We start from the raw sequence: 15668 nt of genomic DNA on the forward strand, positions 1-15668 counted from the left end.
TTGGTGGCCACGATGAGCAACAAACCCTCTCTTAGCAAATACCGCTATTTGGACCCATAGGCGCTGACGTCAGACAGGGTCCTACGTGGCCGAGGTGGTCGAAATCTCGGGCAATGCCGAAGACGGAATCAGGATCGAAAAAGTAACCTGTGCCGTCGATTGCGGCGTCGCGGTAAACCCCGACGTGATCAAGGCACAGATGGAAGGCGGGATCGGCTACGGCATCGGCCACAACATGCGCGACAAAATCACGCTGACAGACGGTGTCGTGGATCAGTTCAATTTCCCCGATTACGAACCGCTGCGGATCTCCGACATCGGTGAGATCGAAGTGCACATCGTGCCCTCGGCCGAGGCACCGACAGGCGTGGGCGAACCGGGCACACCCCCCGCAGCCCCGGCGCTCGCAAACGCCATCGCTGCAGCCAGTAGTCTGCGCGTCGCGGCACTACCCATGGAAGACAACGGCGTGTTCTTCGCCTGACCCAAAGCTCCCGGCGTCAACGCCGGGGGCCACACTCTCTTGCCCTTCCGGTCGCGATGCCCATGATGTCGCTAAACACAGGGACAGGAGACGCATATGCCCCACACCACCGCCGTCATCGGCCTTGGCTCAATGGGCTATGGCATTGCGCAATCCTGTCTGGCTGCTGGGCATACAACACACGGATGTGACATCGCCCCGACGCAGGTCGAACGCTTCCGCACCGAAGGCGGTGCAGCCGGGGACCTCACCGACATTGCGGGCACACTCGATGCAGCCATCGTGGTTGTCCTGAACGCGGCCCAAACCGAAGCAGTCCTGTTCGGAGAGGTCGGGATTGTTCCGCACCTGAAATCCGGCACCGTGGTGATAGCTTGCGCGACTGTTCCGCCGGACTTCGCAAAAGACATGGAAGCGCGCTGCAACGCGCACAACATCCATTACCTCGACGCACCGATTTCCGGCGGGTCCGTGAAAGCAGCCCAAGGCGCGTTGTCCATCATGGCGTCCGGCACCCCGGAGGCCTTTGCAGCCGCAAAGCCCATTTTTGATGCCACCGCCGAAACCGTTTTCGAACTGGGTGATCATGCAGGCCCCGGCTCGGCCATGAAAGCCGTCAATCAATTGCTGGCGGGCGTACATATCGCCACGATGGCCGAAGCGCTGACCTTCGGCATGACCCAAGGGGTCGCCCCCGAGCAGTTTGTCGAGGTGATCTCGAAATGTGCAGGTTCCAGCTGGATGCTGGAAAACCGCGCACCTCATATCGTGAACGGAGACTACACTCCGCTCTCATCGGTCAACATCTGGCCCAAGGATCTGGGCATCGTGCTCGACATCGCCAAGTCGTCCAGCTTCTCCGCCCCCATCACCGCCGCCGCCCTCCAGCAGTTCATTGCTGCCGCAGGCATGGGGCTCGGGGGCGAGGACGACGCCGCTGTGGCCAAGGTCTATGCACGCAACGCGAGCCTTACCCTACCCGGAGAAGGCACATGAAGTTCTCGGCCAATCTGGGCTTTCTCTGGAACGACCGCCCCCTGCCCGATGCCATCCATGCCGCCAAGGCGGCCGGTTTCGATGCCGTCGAATGCCACTGGCCCTATGAAATTCCAGCGGAAGACGTGCGCGCCGCGCTCGACGCAACGGGTCTGCCGATGCTGGGTCTCAACACCTCGTGCGGAGACGTGGCTGGCGGTGAAAACGGTCTCGCCGCCCTGCCGGGGCGCACGGATGATGCCCGCGCGGCCATAGATCAGGCGATTGCCTATGCCGGCATCGTCGACGCTGGCGCGATCCATGTCATGTGCGGCTTTGCAAACGGCCCCAAAGCCCACGCGACGTTCATCGAAAACCTGCGCTACGTCTGCGCAGCGACCACGCGCCAGATCCTGATCGAACCGCTCAACCGCCACGACGCGCCCGGTTACTTCCTGCAAACGACAGATCAAGCCCGCGCGATCATCGCCGAGGTCAACGCACCCAACCTCAAACTGATGTTCGACTGCTATCACGTTGGCCGGACCGAGGGCGACATCCTGACCCGCATCACAGATCTTGGCGATCTAATCGGGCACATCCAATTCGCCTCGGTCCCCGACCGCGGCGCGCCGGATCACGGAGAGTTGGATTACACCACCATCTTCGCCGCGCTCAAAGACTGGCCACATCCGCTGGGTGCGGAATACAAACCCGTTGATGATACCGACACTACGCTGGGCTGGATGCAGGCCTATCGCTGATCCGGCCAATCGACAGCCAGCTCAGCACAATCATCACAGCCGCCACTGCAAGGCACAGGGACACGCCGCCAAGCTGGTAGGCCAGTCCTGACAACACGGTGCCGATCAACCGGCCCGCCGCATTGGCCATGTAATAGAACCCCACATCCATCGTGACCCGTTTTGCATCGGTAAAGGCAAGGATGAGATACGAGTGCAGCGACGAGTTGAGCGCAAAAAGCACGCCGAAGACCAACAATCCGAGCACGACAAAACCCGTCAGCCACAGCGTCGGCGTTCCCACGGACCAAACGGTCACAGCCAAAACAGCGGGCACGAAAAAGAGTGTTCCGACCCAAAACCGTGCCGCGCGTGCCAAATCCGCCTCGCTCCTCTGCGCGCTGCGCAGCATAGCTGGTGCCTTGGCCTGCACGGCGCCATAAAGGATCACCCAAACAGCCATGAAAATGCCAATCATAAAGAACGCGGCCCGCTGCCCTTCCGGGCTGCCATCACTCAGCACCGAATAGAAATAAATTGGAATACCCACGACAAACCAGACGTCTCGCGCCCCGAACAGGAACACGCGGGCCGCACTCAGCCAGTTCACTCGCGGGTTCTTCGAAAATACCTCTTTGAACTTCGCATCCTTCCGACCGGCCGGCAGGCCGCCGGGCATGCGTAGCAAAACCACCAGCAGGATCACGGCAAGGATCGCGGCCATCCCCAGCACGCTTGGCGCAAAGCCAAACAGCGCCAGCGCCCCGGCCCCTAGTAGAAAGCCAAAGCCCTTGACCGCATTCTTCGATCCAGTCAGCAGCGCCACCCAACGAAACAACCCATCGCCCTCGGCGGGCGCCAGCAGCTTTACGGCAGATTTCGATGACATCTTGGCCAGATCCTTGGCCACGCCCGACAGCCCCTGCACCGCCATCACAAAAACAACCGATGCAGCGACGGACCATGCTGGATCAAGCTGCGCCAAGGCCAGCAGCGCAATCACCTGCAAACCTAGCCCGACATAGAGCGTCGAGGTCAGCCCAAACCGCGCGGCAACCCATCCCGCACTCAGGTTGGTTACAACACCCGCGATCTCGTACAGCACAAAGAGATAGGCCAGCTGCACCGGCGAAAAGCCCAGCGTGTTGAAGTGCAGCAGCACCAACATGCGCAAGGCGCCATCGGTCAGCATGAACGCCCAGTAGGCCGCCGTCACGGCCACATAGGCTGCAAACCCGTCCGGTCGGGTCAAAGGCTGTCACCAACCATCTGCGCCACGTCAACAAGCCTCTGCGCATAGCCCCATTCGTTGTCATACCAGGCATAGACCTTCACCTGCGTCCCGTTCACCACCATGGTGCTGGGGGCATCCACGATGCTCGACCGCGCATCGTTCACGTAGTCAGTCGACACCAGCGGGCGGGTTTCATAGCCAAGAATCCCCTTTAGCGGACCGTTTGCCGCCGCTTCAAACAGCGCGTTCACTTCTTCTACAGTTGTCTCCCGCTCAACTTCGAACACGCAATCGGTCAGGGATGCATTCAACAGCGGCACCCGAACGGCATGGCCATTCAGCTTGCCGGTTAGCTCTGGGTAGATCAGCGTGATTGCGGTCGCAGACCCGGTGGTCGTGGGGATCAGCGAATTCAATGCCGACCGCGCACGCCGCAAATCCTTGGCCGGTCGGTCCACGATGGTCTGCGTATTGGTCACATCATGGATCGTCGTGATGGACCCATGTTTGATACCCAACCCTTCGTGTAACACTTTAACAACGGGCGCTAAGCAATTGGTTGTACAGGATGCAGCCGTTACGATAGGCTGCCCAGTGTAGACGTCATTGTTAATGCCATAGACAATGTTCGCGGTCTCTCCGTCCTTGACCGGCGCAGACACAACAACCTTCTCTACGCCCGCTTCAAAGTACGGGGTCAGCTTGGCTTCGGTTTTGAATACGCCGGTGCAATCAATGACAACGTCTACACCGTCCAGTGGCAGATCCTCGATGGTTCGGACAGACAGCGCAGGTATACGCGTGCCATCAATGGTGATGCTGTCTGCATCTGCCGCAAAATTGGCATCCCAACGCCCATGCACCGTATCGAATTCAAGCAGATGCGCATGCATGGCCGGATCGCCCACCGCATCGTTGACAAACGCAATCTCGCATCCGCGGTCCAGCAGCGGCTTCAGAGCCAGTTTTCCAATCCGGCCCAAGCCGTTCAGCGCGTATGTCGTCATGTGTCTTCCTTGGTGCGGCCGATCTCGTCGACCTCGTTCTGCAATGACGCGCGGCTTAGCGTGTCCAGCGGCAGCGCGGTAAAGGCGATGATGCGGTTGCGCATCGCGCCAAAGGTGTGTTGGAAGGCGAGCCGCTTTTCGGCATCTGTACCTTCCGCCTTGACCGGATCGGGCAGTCCCCAATGCGCGCTGATGGGTTGCCCTTCCCATGCCGCGCATTCCTCGTTCGCGGCCAGATCACAAACGGTAAAGACGAAATCCAGATGCGGCGCGTCCGGGCCTTGAAACTCCGAGACGTTCTTTGCCCGTAAGCTGCTCGTTTCGATCCCCTTCTGCGCAAGCATCTCAACGGCGAAAGGGTTCAATTCGGAAAATGGTTTCGTTCCGGCAGAATAGACGGTGAACCGGTCACCCGCTTCATGCCGCATGATCGCCTCGGCGAGGATCGACCGGGCCGAATTGCCAGTACAGATGAACAGGACGTTATGTTTGTAGTCAGACATGGGCAGCATCCTTTGCAGCGGATCGACCATTGCAGTCGGGCACAAATCGGGCCGACCATTGCAACAATCCGTGAAAAGCTGCGCTACCATGTCCCGCGCCCCGCCCAAGTTCACAGCATAGCGCAGAGAATTCCCATCGCGGGTGTGATGGATCAATCCGACCTTCTGCAAAGCCGACAAATAGACCGAGGTGGTCGAGGGCTTGAACCCCAGCACCTGTGCAACCTCACCCGCTGGCACCGCATCAGGACAGCGCCGCATCAGCAGGCGAAACACGCGCATCCTCTCGGGATGGCTGAGGGTTGAAAGTTGGTCAAGCAGCATGGCCCATATCTATTTCACGATTCCATGAAATATATATGACAGGAGGTGCCCGCCCCTCAATCGTAAACGTTACAGCCTCAGCCGAAGAACCCCCGCAGCGGGCAACGTATGCCCTTCTACCTGCACCGGCTGATCGGTGTAGTTGAACCAGAACCGTTCGGTCCCCGTGTCGCGGCATCGCACGCCCTCTGGCATGTGCATGGTTGCCAGATCAGGCGCGACCGCCTCGATCAGACGCATATGCGCCTCATCATCGCCCCAGCCCGCGACATAGGTTGTCTGGGCGTCCAGACGCACAGCCACCGGCGCATCGGCAGTGTGCAAGACGACCTCGCCACCACCCTCAACCTGCTCAAGATACAGATGAACGTGACCACCGCCCTCAATCGGGACAGGCAGATCGGGGCGCATGGATTGCACTCGGCTGACCACCAGATCACTGCCGGCCCATGCGGGCGGCAGCGGGGTCGGAATGTTGAAGTCGGCATCCCGCGCAGCCGTGCGCGGCCCCAGAATGGATTTTGTATCAGAGGCTTGCAGCGCAACCTTCAAGTCAATCGGCACATGCATCATGCCCGGCACAATCACAGCGGCATAGCCAGAAAACTCACGGGCCGACGATGGCAGAATGTCGACGGACAGTCCCAGCTTCCGGCACGCCCGGTACCAATCAAACACCAACCCGAAGTAACTCAGGCCCGCCCCATGCGACTGCACCGACCATGCCCAATCAGCATCGTAGTCAAAAACGATGCCCACCGGTGCCTGCGCAGACGCAACATCCGGCGCATCGGCCAGCTCATCCCTAACCTGCGCGGCCTCGCCAAATGCCTCCGCCGCAACTGAGTCTGGCCGCAACAGCCCGGCATGCATCTGCTCCTGCGCAAAGGGGGCCTGCCGCCAGCGGAAGTAGCACACGGCTTCTGCCCCGTGGGCAAAGGCCTCCCACGTCCACAACCGCACCATTCCCGGCAAGGGGGACGGGTTGTAGGGCGCCCAGTTCACCGGCCCCGGTTGCTGCTCCATGATCCACCAACGGCCCTTGCCGACAGCGCGGTACAGATCGTGGTGAAAGGCCTGAAAATCCGGATCACCCTGTCGCGCGTACGCCCGTTGATCCGCTGCATCAGCCCCCACACGATCCTCAAGAAACCCAAGCGGATAGCTGTCCCAAGACGCGATATCCAGATCGTCGCCAACCTTGAAATGGTCAAACTCGGTCACGCGGCCCATATAATTGTGGGCAATGGGCGCATCGGAATGGGCCCGAATGATCTCAACCTGTGCCCGATTGAAGGCCACGACCTCTTCGCTGGCAAACCGCCGGAAGGCGTGCACATGGGCCGGGTTCGGCTCGGTCACTGTCAGGTTCGGCAGGCCGATTTCGTCGAAATCATCATAATCCATCGACCAGAACACATTGCCCCAGGCAGCGTTCAGCGCGTCGATATCGCCGTCATTGCCCTGCCCCGGAAACTGCCCGCGCAACCAGCCGCGGAACCGGTCCCGCGCCGCATCGGAATAACTGATGACCGTATCATGGCAGCCATATTCATTGTCGGTCTGCCAAGCGGCCACATGCGGGTTGCGCCCATAGCGTTCCGCAATGGCACGCACGACACCACGGCATTCCTCAAGAAAGCCCTGATGCGAAAAACAGTAGTGCCGACGCGAACCGTAGCCCCGCACATGGCCCTGTTCGTCCACTGCAAACATGTCCGGATGCTTCTTGCACACCCATTTCGGTGGTGTGGCTGTTGGGGTGCCCAGCACGACTTTCAGGCCCGCAGCTCCCAGCGTCTCAATTGCGCGGTCCAGCCAGCCCCAGTCGTATTCGCCCTCGCGCGGCTCCATCCGCTTCCAGGCAAATTCGCCAATCCGCACCCATGTCAGGCCCAGTTCGGCCATGCGCTGTGCGTCCTCGGCCCACTGCGCCTCGGGCCAATGTTCAGGGTAATAACACACCCCCAATGTTCGTTTCATAGGATCACCCGATGTTCGCGCTGGCCTGTTGTGCCAGCGGGTCCGTAAAAGGTTTTCCCTCCCTCTGCCTCGTCCACCCCGACTGCCGCGGTTGTGACGAAAAGCGTGGTACCATCCGGCCCGCCAAAGGCCGGGCAGCTTGTTTGCGATGCGGGCGCATCAATGGCGCGCACAAACGCACCCGCCGGGCTATAACCCGCCACACGGCTGGCCCCCCACTGCGCATTCCAAAGGTTTCCATCTGCATCCACGACAGCGCCATCGGGGTTCAGCCCCTTGCCCTTCAGATCCAGAAAGACCTCTGGCTCCCCCTCGGGCCAGCCATCTGAATCCAGCACAACTGACTGTATTTGCTGAGAAAACGTATCACTGAAATACGCACGCGTGCCATCAGGCGCAAAGCAGATCGCATTGGAAATGGTGATGCGATCGAACAGCTTGCGCAGCTCACCTTTGTAGTAGCGATAGATCGCCCCGGCATAGGCTTCAGTATTCAAGCCCATGGTCCCGATCCAGAACCCACCCTGCGGGTCGGCCCGTCCGTCATTGGATCGCGTGGTTGGATTGTCCGCCTCCAACGCTGTGACCAGTTCGCGGTCACCCGTCGGAATGTCAAAGCGCCAGAGGCCAGAGGCCGACGCCATCAACAGGGTGTCTCGATCCACCCAGCCGCAGGCCGAGACATGTTCGTCAAACTGCCATTCGCGGCGCTGCGCACCTTTTGCGAACATGCGCTTGCCCAGAATGTCGAACCAGAACAGCTCGCCCCGTTCGGGGTGCCACATCGGCCCCTCGCCCAGCGCACACGCCGTGTGATCAAAGACCTGCATCACGCCCCCGCGTCGTAGGCCGCCACCATGTCCGCTGCGCGCGATGCCACGTCGGTCACCGACATACCGGGCTTGAACACGGCAGAACCAATGCCAAAACCGGTGATCCCGGCGGCAAACCATTCCGAAAAATTGGCCGGTTCCACGCCGCCCACGGCATAGGTCTTGGTTCCCTTGGGCAACACGGCACCAATCGCCTTCAACCCTTCAAGGCCAAGCAGCGAGGCCGGGAACAGCTTCAAACCATCAGCCCCCGCGTGCAGCGCCGCAAAACATTCCGTTGGCGTCATCACACCAGGGAACGACATCATCCCCGCCTGCTTTGTCGCCACGATCACGCTGGCATTGGCATCCGGCGAGACAACCATATGCGCGCCCATTTCATGCAAGCGTTCGACAGCTTGGACATCCAATACCGTGCCCGCCCCGATCATCGCGTGATCGCCATGCGCCTCCAGCATTTTCCCAATGCTGTCAAAGGGATCAGGCGAATTCAGCGGGACTTCGATCCGCGTGATCCCCGCCTTGACCAAGGCATCTGCAATCGGAAGGGCCTCGTCCGGGGTCACGCCCCGCAGGATGGCAATGATCTCACGGCTCATGCGGCCTCTCCATATATCTGGGTGTATGCGGCGGTCAGGCCCGCCAATGTCATATCTTCGGCATCGGCTTGCTGGCACGGCACGCCCTGCGCCGCAAGGGCCGTTGCATAGGCATCAGACAAGCGATCCGCCCCGATCAGCGCCACCTGCTGGCCCAGCCAATAGGGACGCATAGACGCCAGTTCGGCCCCGATCAAGAGGCCAGACAAACGTGCACGTGCCGCATCTCCGGCCAAACCATCCAGCAACCCCTCGGCCCGCAGCGAAAACAGCGCCGCCGCCAGCCCTTCGGGCCGAGACAGGGACTGATCAACGCCGGATGCAAACGCCTCAGCATCCCAGCCCTCGCCCATCGAATGGCGCAACACGGACTGCTTGGACAAAAGGCCAAACATCTCGCCCGTCATGGCCGTACGGAAGCTCACGATCTCGCCCGCGCTCACATGTACCCACTTCGTGTGTGTGCCAGGCAGGCAAATCACCCCGTCAAAGCCAGGGGACATCGCCAGATATCCGGCGATCTGCGTCTCTTCCCCGCGCATCACGTCGGCAGGCTTGGCCTGCTTCACACCAGGCAGGATACGCACATCCAGGTCAGTGCCGGACACCCGAACAGCCTCCGCAGCCGAAGGCGGCGCACAAGGCACAGCACTGTAAGGCGCCTCGGCCCACCCCTGCCGCGAGCCAACCATGCCACAGGCCAGAACCGGTGCGGGCAACACATCACCAACCAGATCCCGTAACGCAGGCTCAAACCCGGCCCGGTCCAGTGTCCCCATCCCCTGCGCAGACGACCGTCGATCCAGAACCGACCCATCCCCGCGCATCAACCACGCGCGCACATGCGACGTTCCCCAATCCACCGCAATCCACGCAACATCCGCCATCAGCCCGTCACCACAACGCCGCCATCAATCACCATCGACTGACCCGTCATCATGCGGCTGGTCTTCGACGCCAGAAAAAGCGTCGCCCCAACGATATCGCGCGGCTCCAGATGCTCTTTCAGGCACTGACGTTCCATATGCGCCGCCAATCCCTCGGGCGTCGCCCATTTGTCGAGCTGCTTCTGGGTCAACACCCAACCCGGCGCCAGCGCATTCACCCGGATCTTGTCGGGACCGAACTCGCGTGCCAACGACCGGGTCATCCCGTTGATGCCGCTATTCGACCCCGTATAGATCGGATAGCCTGCATTCCCCATCATGTAGCTGATGGAGGAGAAATTGATGATTGACCCGCCACCGGCGGCCTGCATCCCCGGGATCACCGCCTGACAGGCAAAGAAATACGCCTTGAAGTTGATGGCAATCATCCAATCCCAAAACTCGGAATCCACGTCCATCGTGGCATGCCGCTTGTCATTGGCCGCGTTGTTCACCAGCGCGGTGATCGGACCATGGGCCTCTGCCGCCTGCGCAATGCAAGACTTCAACAGTTCTGTATCGGTGATGTCGCATTGCATGAACAGCGGACGCACCCCGTGCTTCTGCTCCATCTCGTCCGTGAACTCAGTGGCATCCGAGCGACCGACAAAAGCGACCTGTGCCCCCTGCTCCATGAAGCCTTCCGTCAGTGACGCACCAATGCCAGCGCCACCGCCAGTGATAAACACCGACGCGCCCTTCAGATCGTGAAATGTGGCTGTCTCTTTCATGGCATCACTCTCAATTCAAAGGGTCAGGCAAGGTCACCCTTGATCACCCACATCCGTTCAGGAAAACTCCATGGCAGCGTTAGGCCATGATACATCAGATACGCCCCGCTCACCACGAACGGCCCGGTTTTGAGCGCATTCTGGCCGCGCGATAACGCGTCTGCATCCGCGCGGTTGATCAGCTCAACACGATACTTGGCATCGGGGCTGAGACGGGTCAGCCGCAAGGGGCGCGGCGCAATCTGATCCGAGGTCGCGGCCTTGCCCGCAAAGACGACAAACTGCCCGCCACCCTCTTCCAAATGCTGCTCGGCAAAGACGGCCGGATCAGCGCTATCGAGGCGCAAAATGTCTGCGCCATACATCCAGTCGCGGTTGTACTTCCACCACCCCGTCACCTCGGTCAGAACCTGCGCTTCCTCGTCGGTCAACTCGCGCGGGTCCATCTCGAACCCCATGTGCCGCTGGGCCGCGACCCACGCCCGGAAACGGATGTCGAGCGTGCGTCCGGACGTATGGCACGTGCGCGGCCCGACATGGGACCCGGTGACAGCCATTGGTAAGAAGATCGACGCATTGTGCTGAATACGCAGCCGCTCAACCGCATCATTGCTGTCACTCAGCCACACCCGCTGCGTCCGTTCCATGATGCCGAAATCGATCCGGCCACCGCCCGAGGCGCAGCTTTCAATCTCAACATCCGGAAACTCACGCCGCAAGCGGTCCAGCAAGGTGTAAGACCCACGCGTCTGTGCCGCATCGGGCATGGGCAGCACACGGTTGTGGTCCCACTTGATGTATTCGATGTCGTGGCGGCTCAGAATATCGCTCATCCGCGCAAACAGGAACGATTGCACCGCTGGCAGCGCCATGTTCAACGCCATCTGCTGACGGCCCATGATCTGGTCCTCGCCCCCCAGCGCCCAATCCGGGTGCGCGCGGAAGATGTCGGAGTTCTGGTTGATCATCTCTGGCTCGAACCAGATGCCGAATGTCATGCCCAGCGACTTCACGTGATCAATCAGCGGGGTCAGGCCTTGCGGGTACTTGCGCGGGTCAACCTCCCAGTCGGACAACGCCTGCGTGTCATCGTCCCGGTTCCCGAACCAGCCATCGTCGAGCACGAAGCGTTCTGCTCCCAGCTTGGCGGCGCGCTCGGCAATATCCTTCAACTCATCCAGGTTGTGGTCGAAATAGACGGCTTCCCAGCAATTATAGTGCACGGGACGCGGCGCATCAGGGCGCGGGAACGTGACGATCCGGTCGCGCAGATGGCGCTGGAAGGCGACGGCGCAGCCGTTCAAGCCATCATCTGAGAACACGGCATAGACCTTGCCCGTGGCAAAATGCTTCTGCGCCGCCCCTTCAACACGCGCCGCGTGACCAAACTGAATTTGTCGACGTCCATCGGGCAATTCCTCCGCCACCATACGGTGCCCGCCGGACCAGCCATAGTGGAAGGCATACGCATGGCCAGATGCATTGGATGCGCCACGCACAGGCACGATCAGGCCTGGAAAGTGTTCGTGACCCGTCCGACCTGTCCGGTTCTCGCGATAGCGAATACCGGGCGACCATGGCGTGCGGTTCATCTGGAATTCACCACACCAGCGCCCGGCAAAGTCGATCATCTCGTCCGCAAGTTGCGGCGCTGGAAAGACGGGGGCAGACAGCCAGTGCAGGTGCATTGGTTCCGAAGCATGCAGCTCCGCGCTCGCCTCGATCATATGCGTATCGGCGTCTATGGCGAACCGGGCGCGGTATGTCAGCACCCGGTCGCCGTCCATGTAGGTCAGCACCAGCACGTTGTCGGCCAGATCCGCCTGTTCCAGGCAGAACTTGGGCAGGAACGGCGTGCCGTCCCCATGCCTGATGATCAGGCCCGGCTGACCGGGAAAAGATCGTGTCGCCTCCGGACAGATGCTGAGTTCGGGATTCGCATCCAGCATGCCGCCCGTCACATCAAGTGTATAAGCCTCGTAGAGAGTCGTCAGATCTTCTTCGTCCGGCAGATGCGGTCCCCAATAGACAACCTCTGCCAATCGACCCCTGTCGGAGCCGAGGACCAAAGTCTGACGCCCGTCATCCAGGCGCCAACATCTTATCACTTAACAGCCCCCAGCGTCAGACCGGCAATGAAATGCCGCTGCATGAGAAAGAAGCAGACAACCGGTGGGATCGCCGCCAGCAAGGACGCCGCAGACACCAGGTGCCAGTTGTTCACGAATTGCCCGTTCAGCGCCCGCACACCCGCCGTGATCGGCTTGGCACTTTCGCCTTGGGTCAGCACGTTGGCCCAGAAAAAGTCGTTCCAGACAAAGGTAAAGATCAGCACGGCGAGCGCCGCGATGGCGGGCCGGACCAGCGGCAGAACGACGTACCAGAAGATACGCCATTCCGCGACACCCTCGATCCGCGCAGATTCCACTAGGTCGAACGGCAGCGCTTTAATGAAGTTACGCATGAACAGCGTGCAGAAGCCCGTCTGGAACGCCGCGTGGAACAGGAACTGCCCGGCGATCGTATCATAGAGGCCCGTCTGCACCGACATGTCCCGCACCGGCACCATCAGGATCTGGAAAGGAATGAAGTTGCCCGCCACGAACAGGAAGAACAACGGCAGTGCGACCCGGAACCGGTAGATTGCCAGCGCATAGCCCGCAAGGCATGCAAGGGCTACGGAAATGATAACGGTGGGTACGGTGATCAGCACAGAGTTGATCATGTACTGCGCCGCAGCCGATTGCGTGAAAACAGCTGTGTAGTTTTCGACGATGGCAAACTCAGACGGCCAGCCGAACACATTGCCCGAGTTGATGTCCGCCGCCGACCGGATCGACGTCAGGAAAATCGCCAACAAAGGCAGAAGCCACATAATCAGGGCAACGGGCAGGAACGCTTGGTAGGCTGCCTTGGCACCGGGGCCCGACTTTTCAATAGGACGCGGAAACATCTCAGCGGCCCCCCTTCTCGTCTTGGTACATGCGCCACAGGAAGTAGCTGATGAAAAACAGCATGATGCCGAACAGAACAGTCGCCACGGATGACCCGTACCCATACCGCTCACCATATTCCGAGATCGCGACCTCGAACATGTAATGCGATAGTACGTTGGTCGATCCAAACGGGCCGCCCTGGGTCATGATGGCGATCATATCGAACGATCGCAGCGCTCCGATCACCGTCACAACCACGGCAATGAAGGTCGCGGGTTTCAGCTGCGGAACAACGACATACCACAGCATCTTCCAACCCTTCGCGCCATCAAGGCGCGCCGCTTCGATCTGGTCAGCGGCGACATTGTTCAGGCCAGTGAGATACAGGATCATGCAGTAGGCGATCTGAGGCCACAGACCGGCGGCGATGATACCGTAGGTAGCCCATTCAGGGCTGGACAGGATATCGGGCGCAGGGCGCGAACATACGAAGGTCGTGTTGCCCAGAATGTTTGTTGTTTCCTCGCAGAAAACTGCCTTCCACAAGGTCCCCACCACGCCGAAATCCGGGTTGTAGAACCAGCCGAAGATCAGACCGACAACCACTTGGCTAATCACGAATGGAAAGAAAAACATCGACTTGTAGAACCGCATCCCCGTGACCGTCTGGTTCAGGAACAGCGCGATGAACAGGCCCAGCGGAACGGCCAACATGTAAAGGATCAGCCAAGCGATGTTGTTGCGCAGGGACGTCCAGAAATTCGGGTCATACCAAAGCTTCGCATAGTTCTCAAACCCGACCCAAACAGCGGTGGAGTTCCCATCTACATCGTAGAGACCGTTCCACTTGTAGAGCGACAGCCAGAGCGATTCAAAAATCGGTATGACCACGTAGATCGAGAAAAAGATAAGGGCCGGGATCAAGAATATCCAAGGGGCGATGGCTAGCTTGTTGCGCTTGAGCCAACCCGGTTCGGGCCGGGAATTCGTGTCGGGCAAGACCGCATGTGTCATGGGCACACTCCTAAGCTTGGGCATCTGTCCCCGCGGGGACATGTCTAACCTTTGGAAAACACAAGGATTAATCTGTGCTTACAGAAGGTTAATCGCAAAAACAAAGAGCAGGGTGGGCACGTAATGCCCACCCCCAAAAGGTTTTAGTAAACCTCGGCTTGGACTTCATCCAGGCGCTTCAGGATCGCGTCTTTCTTGGACGGGTCCAGCATGAACTCCTGGAAGCCTTCCATGCCAGCCTTGGCCATCGCCGCAGGTGCGTCACGGTCATAGAACTGAGCCAGACCGGTGGCACCGTTCAACAGGGCAAAACCTTCTTGGATGAACTTGTCATCCGAGATGCCAGCCTTGGAGTTGATCGGCAGCTGACCCATGGTCTTGTTCCATTCGGTCTGCACGTCCGGGCGCGCAACGAAGGCCAGGAACTTCTTGGCGTCTTCGACGTTCTTGGCGTTGGTGGGGATGAAGAATGCGTCTGCAGGCGCTTCTTCAGCCGGAGGCACGTTGGCGTCGATTGTCGGGAACGGCATGAAGTCGATCTGGTCTTCGGTCAGGCCGGCGTTCTTGTAGCCGTCGACCGAGAAGTTGCCCATCACGTACATCGCCGCATCACCGTTGGCGAAAGGCGCAATCGCGTCCTGCCAGGACATCGAGGCGTGGTTGTCGACAAAGCCACACTCGTTGATCAGCTGCTCCCAGTTGTCGAAGGTCGCAACGATGCGCGGATCGGTGTACTTGATCTCGCCTGCTGTCAGTGCGTTGTGCACGTCATAGCCGTTGGTGCGCAGGTTGATGTAGTCGAACACACCGGCGGCGGTCCAAAGGAACTTGGTGCCGATGGTGAAGGGCGTGACGCCGTTCTCTTTCATCTTGCCGCAGGCCGCCAGCAACTCGTCCCATGTCTGGGGCTCTTCCAGCTCAAGCAGGCCAAAGATGTCTTTGCGGTAGTAGATGCCCCACTGGTAGTAGGAATAGGGCACACCCCAGATCTTGCCGTCGCGGCTCATGGTTGCCTTGATCGCCGACAGATCTTCGGAGAAGCCGTTTTCTTCCCACACGTCATCGACGGGCTGGAACAATCCTGCGTCAACAAAGGGTGCCATGCGGTTGCCCGGGTACCAGCTGGTCACGTCGGGCGCATCAGCGGTCAGGAAGTTGCGGATCGCTGTCTTGTGCGCTTCACGGTCGTTGATGTTGACGATGACGTTGATGTCAGGGTTTTCAGCCTTGAACATCTCTACTGCATCTTCAAAGCCCTTTTTGGGGCCAGGGTTCAGGTCATCGAAGTTGATGACCAGGTCACGGGCAAATACGGTGCCGGCAACAGCCGACAGTGCAATGGCCGCAACTGCGGTTTTAAGATTAAGGAACATGGT

Annotated in this window: 14 protein-coding genes and 1 pseudogene; 3 read left to right on the plus strand and 12 right to left on the minus strand. The window is 59.9% G+C overall.

Annotated features, from left to right (window positions below; all coding sequences use genetic code 11):
* Positions 1-76 precede the first annotated feature (76 nt).
* The 3 genes and pseudogenes from Q1A75_RS10580 to Q1A75_RS10590 all read left to right on the plus strand — a co-directional run.
* A pseudogene (locus Q1A75_RS10580) lies at positions 77-484 on the plus strand (molybdopterin cofactor-binding domain-containing protein); the annotation flags it as partial.
* A 96-nt stretch (positions 485-580) separates the two neighbouring features.
* Entirely contained in the window at positions 581-1480 is a 900-nt protein-coding gene (gene ltnD / locus Q1A75_RS10585; RefSeq protein WP_299554097.1) for an L-threonate dehydrogenase, read from the plus strand.
* Entirely contained in the window at positions 1477-2223 is a 747-nt protein-coding gene (locus Q1A75_RS10590; protein ID WP_299554100.1) for a TIM barrel protein, read from the plus strand. The genes ltnD and Q1A75_RS10590 overlap by 4 nt, the downstream gene beginning before the upstream one ends.
* Here the strand turns inward: Q1A75_RS10590 and arsJ are convergent.
* The 12 genes from arsJ to Q1A75_RS10650 all read right to left on the minus strand — a co-directional run bounded on the left by arsJ (position 2192) and on the right by Q1A75_RS10650 (position 15665).
* A complete protein-coding gene (arsJ, locus tag Q1A75_RS10595; RefSeq protein ID WP_299554103.1) occupies positions 2192-3454 on the minus strand; it encodes an organoarsenical effux MFS transporter ArsJ in 1263 nt (420 codons plus the stop codon). The two genes, Q1A75_RS10590 and arsJ, sit on opposite strands and share 32 nt — an antisense overlap.
* Positions 3451-4443, minus strand: a complete 993-nt coding sequence (locus Q1A75_RS10600; protein WP_299554106.1) for an ArsJ-associated glyceraldehyde-3-phosphate dehydrogenase — start codon at positions 4441-4443, stop codon at positions 3451-3453. Before Q1A75_RS10600 ends, arsJ begins: the two co-directional genes overlap by 4 nt.
* Complete coding sequence (locus Q1A75_RS10605; protein ID WP_299554357.1) at positions 4440-5279, minus strand: helix-turn-helix domain-containing protein; 840 nt, start codon at positions 5277-5279, stop codon at positions 4440-4442. The genes Q1A75_RS10600 and Q1A75_RS10605 overlap by 4 nt, the downstream gene beginning before the upstream one ends.
* Positions 5280-5339: 60 nt before the next feature.
* Positions 5340-7253 (minus strand): beta-galactosidase, encoded by a 1914-nt coding sequence (locus Q1A75_RS10610; protein ID WP_299554108.1) that lies wholly within the window; start codon positions 7251-7253, stop codon positions 5340-5342.
* Positions 7250-8083, minus strand: coding sequence for an SMP-30/gluconolactonase/LRE family protein (locus Q1A75_RS10615; RefSeq protein WP_299554111.1), 834 nt, complete (start codon positions 8081-8083; stop codon positions 7250-7252). The genes Q1A75_RS10610 and Q1A75_RS10615 overlap by 4 nt, the downstream gene beginning before the upstream one ends.
* Complete coding sequence (locus tag Q1A75_RS10620) at positions 8083-8685, minus strand: 2-dehydro-3-deoxy-6-phosphogalactonate aldolase (protein WP_299554114.1); 603 nt, start codon at positions 8683-8685, stop codon at positions 8083-8085. Before Q1A75_RS10620 ends, Q1A75_RS10615 begins: the two co-directional genes overlap by 1 nt.
* A complete protein-coding gene (locus tag Q1A75_RS10625; RefSeq protein ID WP_299554117.1) occupies positions 8682-9572 on the minus strand; it encodes a 2-dehydro-3-deoxygalactonokinase in 891 nt (296 codons plus the stop codon). Before Q1A75_RS10625 ends, Q1A75_RS10620 begins: the two co-directional genes overlap by 4 nt.
* Positions 9572-10342, minus strand: coding sequence for an SDR family oxidoreductase (locus Q1A75_RS10630; protein WP_299554120.1), 771 nt, complete (start codon positions 10340-10342; stop codon positions 9572-9574). The genes Q1A75_RS10625 and Q1A75_RS10630 overlap by 1 nt, the downstream gene beginning before the upstream one ends.
* 23 nt (positions 10343-10365) lie before the next feature.
* Positions 10366-12450 carry an alpha-galactosidase gene (locus tag Q1A75_RS10635; protein ID WP_299554123.1) on the minus strand — a complete coding sequence of 695 codons (2085 nt, stop codon included), beginning with the start codon at positions 12448-12450 and terminating at the stop codon, positions 10366-10368.
* Positions 12447-13295, minus strand: coding sequence for a carbohydrate ABC transporter permease (locus tag Q1A75_RS10640; protein ID WP_299554126.1), 849 nt, complete (start codon positions 13293-13295; stop codon positions 12447-12449). The genes Q1A75_RS10635 and Q1A75_RS10640 overlap by 4 nt, the downstream gene beginning before the upstream one ends.
* A gap of 1 nt (position 13296) precedes the next feature.
* Positions 13297-14292, minus strand: coding sequence for a sugar ABC transporter permease (locus Q1A75_RS10645; RefSeq protein WP_299554128.1), 996 nt, complete (start codon positions 14290-14292; stop codon positions 13297-13299).
* 143 nt (positions 14293-14435) lie between these two features.
* Positions 14436-15665, minus strand: coding sequence for an extracellular solute-binding protein (locus Q1A75_RS10650; protein ID WP_299554131.1), 1230 nt, complete (start codon positions 15663-15665; stop codon positions 14436-14438).
* Between the last annotated feature and the right edge of the window lie 3 nt (positions 15666-15668).

Origin of the sequence: uncultured Tateyamaria sp. (assembly GCF_947504105.1) — a bacterium.
Taxonomy (GTDB): domain Bacteria; phylum Pseudomonadota; class Alphaproteobacteria; order Rhodobacterales; family Rhodobacteraceae; genus Tateyamaria.

Coding starts and splice junctions, on each gene's coding strand:
- Q1A75_RS10650 (WP_299554131.1), bottom strand. CDS start 15,665: ATGTTCCTTAATCTTAAAACCGCAGTTGCGGCCATTGCACTGTCGGCT.
- Q1A75_RS10610 (WP_299554108.1), bottom strand. CDS start 7,253: ATGAAACGAACATTGGGGGTGTGTTATTACCCTGAACATTGGCCCGAG.
- Q1A75_RS10600 (WP_299554106.1), bottom strand. CDS start 4,443: ATGACGACATACGCGCTGAACGGCTTGGGCCGGATTGGAAAACTGGCT.
- Q1A75_RS10645 (WP_299554128.1), bottom strand. CDS start 14,292: ATGACACATGCGGTCTTGCCCGACACGAATTCCCGGCCCGAACCGGGT.
- Q1A75_RS10620 (WP_299554114.1), bottom strand. CDS start 8,685: ATGAGCCGTGAGATCATTGCCATCCTGCGGGGCGTGACCCCGGACGAG.
- Q1A75_RS10640 (WP_299554126.1), bottom strand. CDS start 13,295: ATGTTTCCGCGTCCTATTGAAAAGTCGGGCCCCGGTGCCAAGGCAGCC.
- Q1A75_RS10590 (WP_299554100.1), top strand. CDS start 1,477: ATGAAGTTCTCGGCCAATCTGGGCTTTCTCTGGAACGACCGCCCCCTG.
- ltnD (WP_299554097.1), top strand. CDS start 581: ATGCCCCACACCACCGCCGTCATCGGCCTTGGCTCAATGGGCTATGGC.
- Q1A75_RS10630 (WP_299554120.1), bottom strand. CDS start 10,342: ATGAAAGAGACAGCCACATTTCACGATCTGAAGGGCGCGTCGGTGTTT.
- Q1A75_RS10615 (WP_299554111.1), bottom strand. CDS start 8,083: ATGCAGGTCTTTGATCACACGGCGTGTGCGCTGGGCGAGGGGCCGATG.
- Q1A75_RS10625 (WP_299554117.1), bottom strand. CDS start 9,572: ATGGCGGATGTTGCGTGGATTGCGGTGGATTGGGGAACGTCGCATGTG.